This window comes from Halorubrum sp. Atlit-26R (assembly GCF_003666015.1).
GTDB lineage: Archaea > Halobacteriota > Halobacteria > Halobacteriales > Haloferacaceae > Halorubrum.
This window is the reverse complement of sequence record NZ_QPLT01000003.1, coordinates 136,735-149,759: the sequence shown is the minus strand read 5'-3', so window position 1 is coordinate 149,759 and position 13,025 is coordinate 136,735. Positions and strand designations below refer to the sequence as shown.

Here is a 13,025-nt window from a genome sequence, read left to right as displayed (position 1 = left end):
TCACTCGTCGTCGATTTCTCGGATCGTCTCGGCCGGGTTGCCGCCGACCACCGTCCGCGCCGGCACGTCGTCCACCACCACGGCTCCGGCCGCGACGACCGCGCCGTCGCCGACCTCGACCCCGGGCGTGAGCACCGCCCGGCCCCCGATCCAGACGTCGTCGCCGACAGTGACGGGGTCGCCGAACTCCAGCCCGGCCGCGCGCTCCTCGGGGTCGATCGGGTGCGTCGCGGTGTAGACGTGGACGCCCGGCCCGAGCTGACAGTTCTCGCCGAACGCGACCGGTGCGACGTCTAAGAAGACGCAGCCGTAGTTCGCGAAGAAGCCGTCGCCGACGCCGACGTTGTACCCGTAGTCGCAGCGGAACGGCGGTAGGATCGTCGCGTCGTCTCCGACGTCGCCGAACAGCTCGCTGAGCAGGCGATCCCGGCGGTCGGTCTCCGTCGGCGCGGTGTCGTTGTACCGCCGGCAGCGGTCCCGTGCGCGCCGGCGATCGGCGACGAGTTCGGGGGCCGACGGGTCGTACGCCTCACCGGCGAGCATCCGCTCCTTCTCGCGTCCCATACGACTCCGGGTGTAGCGAGCGACAAAGGGCTGTCTGTCGGCGGCGTCAACGGTCGGCGTTTATAAATCGAGTCGCGTGTCGCCGTCCGACGACTATGGTCTACCGCTATCTCCTGACGGAGTCCCAGCAGGGAGGTACGAAGCTCGGGGCTACCGAACTGATCGGTCTACGCTTCGTCGACCGAGACACGAACAATCACTCCCTCAGATACTGCGGTAGCCGTGTCGTCGTCGGAATCGACAAAGCAGACTGCTCCCCGAGGTCGTGGGAGGATCAAACGCTTTTTATTCGGCTTCGTTGAAATCTGCGGTAGCCGATAGCATATCTGTGCTGAATACAGATCCCCACTCCGCGTTGACGGTTTTGACAGGAAATCATCCCGTATTGTCGGGCTGAAAATCCCGTAGTGGCCTCTTTTAAATGAACGTACTCGTTTTTGACCACACAACCCTTGTCACGTTTGTTTCGGCGGCGATAGTGGTCATTCTTTCTCCCGGCCCGGATACGATATACACCTTGACGGAGAGTCTCCGTCGCGGGCGCTATGCCGGGGCGGCCGCCGCGTGCGGAACGGCCACAGGAATCCTCGTTCACACGACGGCAGCGGTACTCGGATTAGCCGCGATCCTCCGAACCTCGGCGCTTACATACACCGTCGTGAAGTACCTCGGCGTCGCCTATCTCGTCTACCTGGGCGTTCAGGCGTTCCGACACGACGAGGAGTTCGAGATTCGGAATACCATCTCAGAAACGAACTCCTCGCTTAGACGCTCATACAGGCAAGCAGTGACGATCAACGTCTCCAATCCGAAGGTTGCCGTCTTCGTCCTCGCGTTCTTCCCGCAGTTCATCTCTCGGACCGCAAGCGTATCTCTCCAGATGTCGATTCTGGGGCTGACCTACGCCACTCTCAGCGTCCTGTACCTCCTGATCGTGGTCGCGTTCGCCAGTCGGGTACGGCACATTATCGTTGACTCCGAGACGGTTTCTAGATTCATCCAGTACGCGAGCGGTAGCGTACTGATCGGGTTCGGGCTGAAACTGCTAACCGAGAAGCAGCCCGGAACGTAACCCCGAAACTCTTGACAATCCTATTCGCACGGCCTCAGCGCGCGAGACCTTCGCTCAGTCTCTCGCACGGCCAGAGCGAACTCGAATTATGATGTATTTCGACCGAGGAGCGTTCAGGATATTCCGGTATCTCACGGAAGCCGTTGTAGATATATACGAATATTTTTCATGGACCAATATTCAATCCTGTCTGTGACCACCACAACTTACGGTCTGTTGGCGTTGGCACCGCCACTTCTCGCGATCGTACTGGCGATGACGACACGGCAGGTGTTAGTGTCCCTGTTCGCCGGCGTCTGGATCGGTGCGATGATCGTGGCCGGGTGGAATCCTATCGCCGCGACAGCACTCACTATGGACTGGCTCGTTGAGGTGTTTCGGTCGCCGTTCAACACGAAGTTCATCATCCTCATCATGTTCATGGGGGCGGGTGCGGCGTTCATTCACCGCTCTGGGGGCATTCTGGCACTGGAGCAGTGGATCGGCGACCGAGTCGACAGCGCCCGCGAGTCGCAGATCCTCACCTGGCTCATCGGGGTGTTCATCTTCTTCAGCTCATACACCAGCACGATTGTCACGGGCAACGCCACGCGGGATCTCGCTCAGGAGAACCGCTCCTCCCGAGAGATGCACGCCTACGCGCTCGACTCGACGACCTCGCCCGTGGCGACGTTCGGGCCGGTGTCGTCTTGGATCGGGTATCAGGTATCGATGATTATCGCCGGCTTCGAGGCTGCCACGATCACTGCCTCGGAACTCGGGATGACGCCATTCGGACTGTTCCTCCAGAGCATCCCGTGGAACATCTACTGTTTCATGGCGTTCTTCATGGTCGGGTTCATCGCGATCACCCAGCGGTTCTTCGGTCCGATGCTCGACGCCGAGTGGCGGGCGCGTTCCACTGGTCGGACCATTCGGGAGGACGCGACGCCGCTGTCGGACGTCTCGCAGGACGTCGGCGAACCCAGTGATAAGAATCCGACGCTCGTGAATTTCTTCGGCCCTATCTTGGTGTTGCTCGTCGTTAGCCTGGTCTCGATGTGGTGGCTCGGTGGTGGCCACAACCTTGGCGTCAGCATCTCGGAGGCGTTCCAGGAGACCGACGTGGCCCTCGGTCTGCTGTACGGTTCCTTCGCGTTCATGGTGTCCGGCTTTATCGGCGCGCTCGGCTACCGGACGATGGACCTCGAAACGGCCAGCGACACCATCATCCAGGGATTCAAAACGATGAACATCGCCATCGCGATTATCGTGCTGGCGTGGTCGATCGGCTTAGCCGCCGAGAGGGTCGGCACCGCGCAGGTCATCGTCGACGCGATGGTCGGCAGCGGCATTCCCGGGACCTTTCTCCCGGTGATCATCTTCCTCGCGGCGATGTTCGTGGCCTTCACGACCGGTACCTCCTGGGGAACGATGGCCATTCTGACCCCCCTGGCAATCCCGCTGGGGTATGAACTGGTCGGCCCCTCTATTCTCCCCGTACTCGTTGGGGTGCTGTTCGGCGGCGCCATCTACGGCGATCACAGCTCGCCAATCAGTGACACGACGGTCATGTCGTCGATCTTCTCGGGCTCTGATCACATCGACCACGTCAATACCCAGATACCGTTCGCGGGAACTGCCGCGGTGGTCACGGTGTTCGTGCTCATACTATACGGTCTGGGCCTCCAGACGGCCTACGTCGCCTTGCCACTAGCGCTCGTTCTGACGGCGGCCGCAGTGCTCGTCCTCAATAAGTTCGACGCCAGACGCAAGGGACTCCCCGAGGTAATGCCATCTGCCGACGCCATCGAATCCGGCGAAGTCGACGTTGACGCCGTCGAGCGCGGTGAAGTCGACGGCAATAACGGGAGCCACAACCACTTCTCACTGGTCCCGGTGTTGGCGGTCGTCATCGTCGCCGCGTACCTCGCGCTCGTGTTCACGTTCGCCGCGATAGGCACCTGAACCGAGCTCGACCCCTGACCGTTTTCCGCGTTCCGGCTGCCTTCCAGCACCGGCTTCGCGTCCACGTCTTCGATTACCGAGCGATAGTCCGGCAGGTGCGTCCTCGCTGCGGTCACAAGTCGGACGAACTACCCTCTCGGCGAAGCCGTTCCGTCCGCCTGCCCGCCGCACAGCCGTCTCGGTGCGTTGTCCGCCCGAAGCGGCTCCGACGGGAGACGACACCGCCCGGTCAGACGATCTTCATCATCCGCGTCTCGAACTTCCCGACGCGGACGCGGACCCACCCCGCGAGCTCGTCGTCGAGGTCGGGGTCGTCGGTGTCGACGCGGAGGGCGCGCACGTCGTCGAGCTTCGCGCGCGAGGCGACGATCCGGAGGTCGCAGCGCCGGATCACGGCCGGCGAGATCTGGGGGTTGCCGCGGCCGAAGACGAACCCCTGCCCGCCGATGGGTGAGACGACGATCACGTTCTCCTCGCCGAGCGCGTCGAGGATCTCGGCCTCCGTCGCGTCGTAGGCGATCACCTCGCCGTCGCGCCACACGTCGACCCCGATCGGGGACGGCTCGAAGCCGAGCTCGTCTTTGATCGCGCCCACTGTCGACCCCGGGCCGAGAACGAAGGTGACGCCGTCGCCGTCGCGACCGCGGATGTCGGCCGCCACGCCCTCTGCCAGCGACTCGACGGTCCCGCTCGCGGTCTGTTTCGACGACTGGAGGTCGTCCGCGACCGGGACGTGCGCGACCCCGCGGAGCGTCGGGTTGACCTCCCCCTCGCGGTAGGCGTCCTCGTCGATGTCCATCACCTCGCGGCGCTCGGTCCGCGAGAACGACGCCGCGACCTCGGCGGCGTCCTCCGGCGAGACGGCGAAGACGGAGGAGTACACCTTCACGCCCGCGGGAACGCCGAGCATCGGCACGTCCGTCCCCTCCAGCGCGGCCGCGACGTCCGCGGCGGTGCCGTCGCCGCCGACGAACAGGACGATGTCGACGGGGTCGCCGCCGCTCGCTTCGGTCTCGGCCGCGGCCGCTCCGTCCCCGTCGTTCCCCGCGAACGCCCGCACGACCGCGGCGGTGTGGGCCGCGGTCGTCCCCGTCGGCTCGGGGGGCACAGTCGACTCCGAGCCCTCGCCGTCGAAGGGGTCGACGACGCGGACGGGACCGAAGCCCGCCTCGCGGACGATCGACTCGCCCATCGGGTCCGCGGCGACGGAGACCTCCGTCTCGGGGGCGACCGCGGCCAGCCGGTCGAGCATGCGCTTCGCTCGGTCCGGCGCCCGGGGCTCCGCGCCGCGCTCGACCGCCTCGGCCACCTTCCCGTCGGTCCCCTTCAGTCCGACGCGGCCGCCCATGCCGGCGACCGGATTCACGACGATCCCCACGTGCATACCCGACGTTCACCGCGCTGGACTCTTAAACGGGACGCGTCCGGAAGCCGCGGGTCGCCGACGGCGGGGCCGACCGCGGACGGACGGGTCGCGCGAGAATCAATACTTAAGACATCCCCAGAACAACGCCGAGACATGATCCTCGAAGCCGCCGTGACGGAGCCGCTGCCGATCAGCGCGACCGCGGGCGCGGTCCTGCTCGCGAGCCTCGCGCTCGTCGCCGTGTGGGTCGCGTACCTGTACCGCTAGGCAGAGCGCTCGCACCTGTACCGTCAGGCGGACTCTTCCTCGACCGCGTCCGTGTGCTCGCGGATCCACGCCGCGGCGAGTTCGGCCTCCGCCTCGCTCTCGGCGGTGATCTTCACGGTCACGACCTCGCCCGGGTAGGAGCCGACGCGCACGTCGAACCGCTCGCGCAGCGACGCGAACCGGTCCAGCAGCTCGCTCTCCGGCTCGTCGACGTCGACGGTGAGCACGTGGGTGAGCGTCCCCGCGAACTCGTCTGCGACCAGCTCGAACATCGCCTTCATCTCCGTCGGGACGCCGGGCAGGACGTAGACGGACTCGACGACCGCGCCCGGCGCGACCCCGGCCTCGTTCGGCAGCGGCCGGCAGTCAGCGGGGAGGTGCGTCGTCTCCGCCGCGAGGTCGCTCCCGCTGTACCCGCGCTCGGCGAGCCACGCGGCCGCCTCCTCGTTCTCGACGAGGTCGCGGCCGAACGCGGCCGCGACCGCCTCCATCGTCACGTCGTCGTGCGTCGGCCCGAGACCGCCGGTGACGATCACCGCGTCGTACTCGGCGTGGTACTCGTTGACGACGCGCGCGATTTCGCTCACCTCGTCCGGCACGACTGTCACGCGCCGGACGGCGACGCCCCGCGCGTCGAGACGGTCGCAGAGCCAGGTGGCGTTCGTGTTCTCGGTGTCACCGACGAGGAGTTCGTCCCCGACGGTGACGACGGCGGCGTTCATACCCGACTCAAGCGGCGCGCGGTAGAAAAGGACCGCGGCGGGGGCGGCGTTCGGGGATCGACGCGCCCGCGGCCGTCAGAGCAAGCCGTCGTCGTCATCGTCGTCGTAGACGCCCAAACCGAGGTCGCGGCGGCGCTCCCGGAGCGCCTCCAGCTGTCGCCGGAAGTAGACCGTCCCGGCGACCGCGGCGACCGCTCCGATCACGAGGATGACGCCGAACACCACTAAGTCGCCCTCGCGGTACGACTGGACGACGATCGAGCCGCCCGACACCTCGTCCCAGACGATCCGGTCGCGGTCGCCGACCGCCTCGACGGAGTGGTCACGCGGCGACACGTGGCCGACGATCGGGAACTCCGTGGTGAAGCCCGGCGGGAGCGTCACGGCGTACGACCCCTCGACGTAGGCGCGCATCGTGAACCGGCGCGGCGACCCGGCGCCCGAGAACGCCGCTTCCCCGCCCGCCATGTCGTCCGCGAACCGGATCCACGTCTCGTCGGTCGTCCGCTCGATCTCGCCGCCGCGGGCGCGGAACTCGCTGCCCGTGATCACCTCGCCGTCGGGGTACCGATACCGGAACGCCTCGAACTCCAGGGGCTGGTCGCCCGCGTACGGCGTCTGCTCGTACAGCCGGATCTCCTCCCGGTCGCCGACCGCGTACACGGCGGTGTACCTCGCGTCCGTCGAGAGGGTGAACGCGGCGTCCCGGTCCGTGTCGAACTCGTACTCGCGGGGCGGCTCAGCGTCGAGCGTCTCGTTCGTCACCTCGCCGCCGCCGGTCGCGTAGCCGAGGCAGCCGGCGCTGACCGCGAGGAGGGCGATCGCCGCCACCGCGAGCGCGAAGCGTCTGTTCACGGTTCTCGGATCTGGTTAGACCACACAGCGCATCTCGGCCGGGAGGTACGAGCCGATGGCGGCGAGTAACCCCGGCGGGTCAGTCCCTTCCGCGCAGACGATGCTCTGTTCGAGGAGTCCGAGCCGCTCGACGGTGACGATGTCCTGCGCGTGGCCCGCGCGGTTCACCGTCGCGCGCGTCTCGCCGCGCGTCGCGGAGTTGACGTTCACCCGGCCGTCGCCGCGCTGCCAGTCGTACAGGCGGTCGCGCTCGGCGTCGGCGAGCCGGGTCGGCTCCGCGTCCGGGTCGTCGGCGTCGCCGCCGTAGACGAACCGCATCGGGAGGTGCTGGACGAGGCCGAACCGCTCGACGACCTGCTCCGGCGAGCCGACGCCGAGCCCCAGCTCGTCGGCGGGGACGAACACGTCGACGCCGGCGTCGAGGGTGACCCCGACGTCGTCCCACGACTCGAGGGTGCCGACGTACTCCTCGCCAGCCTCCAGTCCGCCGTCGTGGGCGACGACCTCGCCCCACGTCTCCGCGAGGACGTTGCGCGCGACGGGCGCGTCCTCGCCGGTCACGTCGACCTGGACGAAGTCGTCGTCGCGGACGCCCACCTGCCAGTCGACGTCGAGCTCGCCGACGTCGTTGGCGACGAGCGAGTTCATCCCGTCGAGCGCGCGGTCGCGGGCGTCGCCCTCGACGTAGCACTTGGTTGCGAGGACGACCATCAGCCGGTCACGTCCGCGTTGAGCTCGTCGCGCAGCGCCTCGATGCGCTGGTCCATCGCGTCGCGGAGCCGGTCGTTGTCCATCGCTTCGAGGGGGGAACCGCACTCCGGGCACTCGAAGCCGAAGTCCATCGCCTCGCCGAACTCGAAGCGGATCGAACACACCTCACAGAGGTAGAACTCGTGGGTGCGCTCGTACTCCTCGCGCTCCTCTAAGGCCTCGAGCAGCCGGTACATCTCTTCCTGGAGGTTCTCCGGGATGTTGTCGTAGTGGAACGTCCACAGGTACGTGAGCCACCCGGAGTCCTCGTCGCGGACGCGCCGGTACGTCGCCAGGTCGTTCTCGTACAGGATGAACAGCGCGCGCCGCACGTCGTTGAGCTCTAAGCCGAGCTCCTCGGCCAGCTCCTCGTCGGTGACCTCGCCGTCGGGGGGCGCGGCCGCGACCGGCATCCCCGTCGGTCCCACCAGCTCGTGGAGGTACTTCTGGATGACGGGGTCGTTCAGTAGATCCTCAAAAGCCATTGCGGTAAACTGGTGGTGGAATCCGGTTAAAACCTCCGAAAGGCGCGGTCGCGGCCGCGGCTCGATGCCGGAGCATTCACCTTCCGGACCCCCGTCGACCCGCGGGTCCGGCAGAGCTTTACGCGCCGTGGCTCACACTCGCCCGTATGGCAGACTCGGTGGACGGACGGGGGCGACGCGCGCTCGGCGCCCTCGGGCTCCTCGCGGTCCCGGCGGTGCTGGCGGCGGTCCCGCTGGTCCCGCTCGCCGCGCTACTCGGCCCGAACGGGCTCGCGCTCGTCCCCCTCGGCGCGCCCGGGGGACTGCTCGCCGCGGTCGCCGTCGGTCCCGCTGCTTCGGCGACGCTCGGCCCGGTCCTCGTCGACAGGCGGATCGCGCGGCTCCCCGCCGCCGACCTCGACGACCGCCGCGCCGACTTCGTCGCCGACCGCGTCGAGTCGCTCGCGGCCGAGGTCGGCGTCGACGCGCCCGAGGTGACCGCGGTCCGCGCCGACGCCGCGAACGTCGCCGTCACGGACGGCTACCGGGGGGCACGGCTCGTCGTCTCGACGCGCCTGCTCGCCCTCCCGAAGGCCGACCGCGACGCCGCGCTGCGCCACGCGCTCGTCCGGCTGCGGACGCGGCAGGCGCTGCTCACGACCGCGACGCTCCCGGCGCTGGCGGCCGTCGAGACCGCGGCGCTGCTCGCGACGCTGCTCGTGGGGCGGCGCGGCGACCGCACCGCCGCGGACCGACGCGTCAACCGGATCCACGGGTACGAGCCGGACCGCGAGCGCGTCCCGTCGTGGGCGTACGCGGCCGCCGGCGTCCTGTGCTGGCTGCTCCTCCTCCCGGCGTGGGTCCCCGCGACGGTCGGCGACCGGCTCGCCGTGGCCGGCGGGCGCCGCGCCGCGGACGCGCTGGTCGCGCGGGCCGGGACCGAGGAGCGCGAGGGGCTCGGCAACGCGGTCGCGTTCGCCGGCGACGCCGCGGGCGCCGGCGACTGGCCGCCCCTCCTCGACCGCCTCTCCTTCGTCTCCATGGCCGACGCCGAGACGGGTCGGGTGCGCGGGACGAGCCGGCAGGAGGCGCGGACGCGGCTCGCGCGGCTCCGCTCGAAGCGAGCGCTGTAGCGCGTCACGGGGCGGGCTCGACCCCCGATCAGGGATCGACCGGCACTTCGATCCGGATCGTCGTCCCGTTCTCCGCGGTGTCGACGTCGAACTCGCCGCCCGCCTTCGCCACGACCCAGTACATGAGCCAGATGCCGAGCCGGTCGGCGTGGGTCAGCGACGTCTCGCCCGCCACTAACACCTGCGTCTCGTGGTCCGGGATCCCGGGGCCGTCGTCCTCGACCTCGATCGCGACCCATCCCGGCGGACTGCGCTCGACGCGCACCTCGACCGACGGCGACGGGTCGTCGTTGTGCTTCACGGCGTTCTCGACCGCTTCCGCCACGGCGACGGGGAGCCCGACGACCGTCGCCTCGATCGGGTCGTCGTCCGGGAGCGAGAGGGTCACCTCGGCGTCCGGGTAGCGGCTGCGGATCCGGTTCCGGAGCTCGATCAGCTCGTCGCGGAGGTCGAGCGGGGCGTCGAGCGGGGGCGCGGAGACCGTCTCGTCGACGGTCTGGACGGCGGACGCGATTCCGGTGAGGTCCGCGGCCGTCTCGGTGATCACGTCGAGCGCCCGGCGCCGCGACTCCTCGTCGGGGTCGTTCCGGAGCAGGTCCGCGTACCCCGAGATGAGGTTCATCTTGTTCCGGAGGTTGTGGTTGAGCACCCGCGCCATTACCTCTAACCGTCGCTCGCGGATCTTCCGCTCGGTGATGTCCGCCTGGAACCCGACGAAGTGCGTGACATCGCCCGACTCGTTCCGGAGGGGTTCTATCTGGAGGCGGTTCCAGAACTTCTGTCCGCTCTTCCGGTAGTTGAGGACGTCCACGTCGACCGGCCGTTCCTCGTCGATCCCGGTCCGGATCTCCGCCCGCGTCTCGTCCGAGCTGTCCGGTCCCTGAAGGAACCGGCAGTCCTCGCCGAGCATCCCCTGGCCGTACCCCGTCAGCTCCTCGAACGCGCCGTTGATGTACCCCATCGGGTTGTCGTCGCCGTCCGTCGCCCGCGCGAGGGTGATCCCGACGGGCGCCTCGTCCATCGCGCGCTCCTTGAGCCGCAGGTCGGCGACGGTCCGCCTGAGTCGGAGCGAGGTCATCCGCCGCTTGACTAGGTTCGACACTCGCGTGAGCAGCGCCCGCCGGGCGACCGGCAGCTCGATGACGTCGTCGACGCGCTCCCACGCGCGGTCGGCCGGTCCGCTCCCCGAGCCCTCGCTCACCAGCAGCACGAACGGCAGGAACGCGGGGTCCGCCCGGTCGCGGCGCTCGTCCACGGCGCCATCGACGGCGTCGAAGGCGGCCGTGTCGAGGATACAGCAGTCGAACTTGCGGTCGAGCGCCGACGGCTCGACGGCCGTCCGGACCCGGTACCGGTCGCCCAGCGCCTCGGCGAGCAGCTCGCGGTCGCGGTCGGCGTCCATCAGGAGGAGGACCGTCGCGTCGTCGCCCGCGGGCATCGCCTCTCCGCGCCCGCGGTCGGTGGTTCGGGCGTCTCCGTCGCCGGGATCGACGGACCGGTGGCTGTCGGCGCCACCGACAGCCGGCTCCGGCTCCGAACCCATCTTTACTCGTATGAGGGTGGGAACCCACTAAGAACTACCCATTTATATGACGGTCGCGGCCGACTGGGCGGGTATGACATCGACAACGGCCGAGCGGGCGTCGACCGGCATCGCCGGTCTCGACGAGGTGCTGTCCGGGGGCCTCGTTCCGGAACGGAGCTACATGATCCGCGGGCAGGCCGGCAGCGGGAAGACCATCCTGAGCTTCCACTTCCTCCAGCAGGGCGTCGACGAGGGGGAGACGGCGCTCTTCGTCAACCTCGAGGAGGACCTCCGCGACCTGAAGGCGAACGCCGCGGCGCTCGGGTTCGACACCGACGCGATCGAGTTCCTCGATTTAAGCCCGAGCGCCGACGCGTTCGTCGAGGACGAGTCGTACGAGGTGTTCGCCCCCTCGGAGGTCGAGCGGGAGCCGCTGACCGACCGCATCGTCGAGGGCGTCAGAGCGGTCGACCCGGACCGAGTCGTCGTCGACCCGCTGACGCAGCTCCGCTTCCTGTTGTCCGACGACTACCAGTTCCGGAAACAGGTGGTCGGGTTCATGCGATTTTTAAAAGACCGAGGCGCGACGGTGCTGTTCACCGTCCAGAACACCGAGTCGCTGCCCACGGACGACCTGGAGTTCATCACCGACGGGACGATCCGGCTGGACGCCGCGTCGTACGGCAAGACGGTCCGCGTGCCGAAGTTCCGCGGCTCCGAGACCCAGAGCGGCGATCACGCGTACCGGATCACCGAGTCGGGGATCGAGGCGTACCCCGCGCTCCAGCCCGGGGCGTACCGCGGGGACGACGGCGAGTTCGAGCAGATCTCCTCCGGCATCCCGGAGGTCGACGAGCTGCTCCACGGCGGGATAGAGCGCGGCACCGTCAGCATCGTGAGCGGGCCGACCGGCGTGGGCAAGACGACTCTCAGTACGCAGTTCATGAAGGAGGCCGCGGGGCGGGGCGAGCGCTCCGTCATCTACCTGTTCGAGGAGACGAAAGAGACGTTCCTCGCCCGGTCGCGGGCCGTCAACATCCCGGTGGACCAGATGATGGAGCGGGGGACCCTCGAAGTGGTCGAGGTGGAGGCGTTAGAGCGGTCGCCACAGGAGTTCGCGCGGATGGTCCGCGACGAGGTCGAGGCGGAAGGCGCCGACATCGTCATGGTCGACGGCATCGCCGGCTACCGGCTGACGCTTCGCGGCGAGGGCGATCAGATGATCCAGCAGATACACGCGCTCGGCCGCTACCTCAAGAACGCGGGCGTGACGGGGATCTTCGTCGACGAGACCCGGAACGTCACGGGCGAGTTCCACGCGACGATGGAGAACGTCAGCTACCTCGCCGACAACATCCTCTTCCTCCGCCACCTCGAGGTCGACGGCGAGATCCGGAAGGCGATCGGCGTCCTCAAGAAGCGGACGAGCGACTTCGAGCGCACGATCCGCGAGTTCGCGATTACGGAACACGGGATCACCGTCGGCGAGCCGATGTCCGGGTTCCGCGGCATCCTGAGCGGCACGCCGGAGGTCGTCGACCGGGAGGCGGACCGGAACGACGGGGAGTAGCGCGCTTCAGTCTCGGTCGGCCGTCCCGCCTGCCCCCTCGGATTCGTCTCCCTTCTCCTCCGCCGGCCCCTCCCCGGCACCGTCCCCGTTCCCCTCCGCTGGCCCTCCGTCCGCGTCGACCACCGTCTTGCCGGTCGCCTCCGGGACCACGCGGCGGTCGGCGTCCGCCCACTCGCGGTCGAGTTCCGCGCCCTCGAACAGGCGGTCGAGGAAGACGGCGAGCCCGGCGACCTCGGAGTGCGGCTGGTTCGTCACGCCCACGTTGAAGTCGGCGCGCTCGTACAGCGCCCACGGCACCTTCTCGCCGCCGACCACGACGAGGAGGTCGCGCGGCGGCGACGCCTCCCCGACCACCTCGGGCTCGTCGAGGCCGACGGCCTCGCGAACGTCCGCCTCGACGTCTTGGACGCGCTCGCCGTACATCGTGAGGTGGACGACGACGCCGTTCCAGTTTCGGACGATCGCCTTCTGGTCGTCCCGGAGTTCGACCGCGAACGGGCCGCCGAACCGGTCGGTGATGTCGCGGACGGTCTCCGCCGACTGGCCGGCGTTGTCGGGGAAGATCACCCGGTCGGCACCGAGCGCCCGCGCCGTCAGCCCGACGTGCGTCGTCATGCGGTCGTCGCGCCCCGGACGGTGGCCGTACCGGAGGACGACGACCTCGCGCGCATCGTTCATGCCTCGGGCTGGGCGGGCGAGCCGGGTGTCGCTTTCGATGCGAGGGCGCGGTCGTGTTGATCCGTACTCGTGGATCGAATCGGATCGAGGTGCCCCGAGGTGACCACGTAAC

The 13,025-nt window shown here is 68.5% G+C and carries 12 protein-coding genes; 4 read left to right on the top strand and 8 right to left on the bottom strand.

What is annotated here, in order from left to right:
* Complete coding sequence (locus DVK07_RS05100; protein ID WP_017344153.1) at positions 1–564, bottom strand: maltose acetyltransferase domain-containing protein; 564 nt, start codon at positions 562–564, stop codon at positions 1–3.
* A 421-nt stretch (positions 565–985) separates the two neighbouring features.
* On the opposite strand from DVK07_RS05100, the gene DVK07_RS05090 reads away from it, so the two are divergent.
* The gene (locus tag DVK07_RS05090; protein WP_017344155.1) at positions 986–1,636 is read left to right on the top strand and encodes a LysE family translocator; all 651 of its coding nucleotides are present in this window, start codon (positions 986–988) and stop codon (positions 1,634–1,636) included.
* Positions 1,637–1,891: 255 nt separating this feature from the next.
* Positions 1,892–3,583, top strand: a complete 1,692-nt coding sequence (locus DVK07_RS05085; RefSeq protein WP_121596174.1) for a Na+/H+ antiporter NhaC family protein — start codon at positions 1,892–1,894, stop codon at positions 3,581–3,583.
* A 229-nt stretch (positions 3,584–3,812) separates the two neighbouring features.
* On the opposite strand, the gene DVK07_RS05080 is transcribed toward DVK07_RS05085, so the two are convergent.
* From DVK07_RS05080 to DVK07_RS05060, 5 genes are all read right to left on the bottom strand, one after another.
* The gene (locus DVK07_RS05080) at positions 3,813–4,967 is read right to left on the bottom strand and encodes an ATP-NAD kinase family protein (protein ID WP_121596048.1); all 1,155 of its coding nucleotides are present in this window, start codon (positions 4,965–4,967) and stop codon (positions 3,813–3,815) included.
* A 272-nt stretch (positions 4,968–5,239) separates the two neighbouring features.
* Positions 5,240–5,938, bottom strand: a complete 699-nt coding sequence (locus tag DVK07_RS05075; RefSeq protein ID WP_121596047.1) for a molybdopterin-binding protein — start codon at positions 5,936–5,938, stop codon at positions 5,240–5,242.
* Positions 5,939–6,013: 75 nt separating this feature from the next.
* On the bottom strand, positions 6,014–6,793 hold the full coding sequence (locus tag DVK07_RS05070) for a DUF5803 family protein (RefSeq protein ID WP_121596046.1): 780 nt from the start codon (positions 6,791–6,793) through the stop codon (positions 6,014–6,016).
* 15 nt (positions 6,794–6,808) lie between these two features.
* Complete coding sequence (locus tag DVK07_RS05065; RefSeq protein ID WP_121596045.1) at positions 6,809–7,504, bottom strand: DUF2110 family protein; 696 nt, start codon at positions 7,502–7,504, stop codon at positions 6,809–6,811.
* The gene (locus DVK07_RS05060; protein ID WP_121596044.1) at positions 7,504–8,028 is read right to left on the bottom strand and encodes a transcription factor; all 525 of its coding nucleotides are present in this window, start codon (positions 8,026–8,028) and stop codon (positions 7,504–7,506) included. Before DVK07_RS05060 ends, DVK07_RS05065 begins: the two co-directional genes overlap by 1 nt.
* 146 nt (positions 8,029–8,174) lie before the next feature.
* Between DVK07_RS05060 and DVK07_RS05055 the strand changes: the two genes are divergently transcribed.
* A complete protein-coding gene (locus DVK07_RS05055; protein WP_121596043.1) occupies positions 8,175–9,140 on the top strand; it encodes a hypothetical protein in 966 nt (321 codons plus the stop codon).
* A gap of 28 nt (positions 9,141–9,168) precedes the next feature.
* On the opposite strand, the gene DVK07_RS05050 is transcribed toward DVK07_RS05055, so the two are convergent.
* Positions 9,169–10,683: a PAS domain-containing protein gene (locus DVK07_RS05050; protein ID WP_121596042.1), complete on the bottom strand. Its 1,515-nt coding sequence runs from the start codon at positions 10,681–10,683 to the stop codon at positions 9,169–9,171.
* A 73-nt stretch (positions 10,684–10,756) separates the two neighbouring features.
* Between DVK07_RS05050 and DVK07_RS05045 the strand changes: the two genes are divergently transcribed.
* Entirely contained in the window at positions 10,757–12,235 is a 1,479-nt protein-coding gene (locus DVK07_RS05045) for an ATPase domain-containing protein (protein ID WP_121596173.1), read from the top strand.
* A gap of 6 nt (positions 12,236–12,241) precedes the next feature.
* Here the strand turns inward: DVK07_RS05045 and DVK07_RS05040 are convergent, their stop codons facing one another.
* Complete coding sequence (locus DVK07_RS05040) at positions 12,242–12,913, bottom strand: tRNA (cytidine(56)-2'-O)-methyltransferase (protein WP_121596041.1); 672 nt, start codon at positions 12,911–12,913, stop codon at positions 12,242–12,244.
* Positions 12,914–13,025 lie beyond the last annotated feature (112 nt).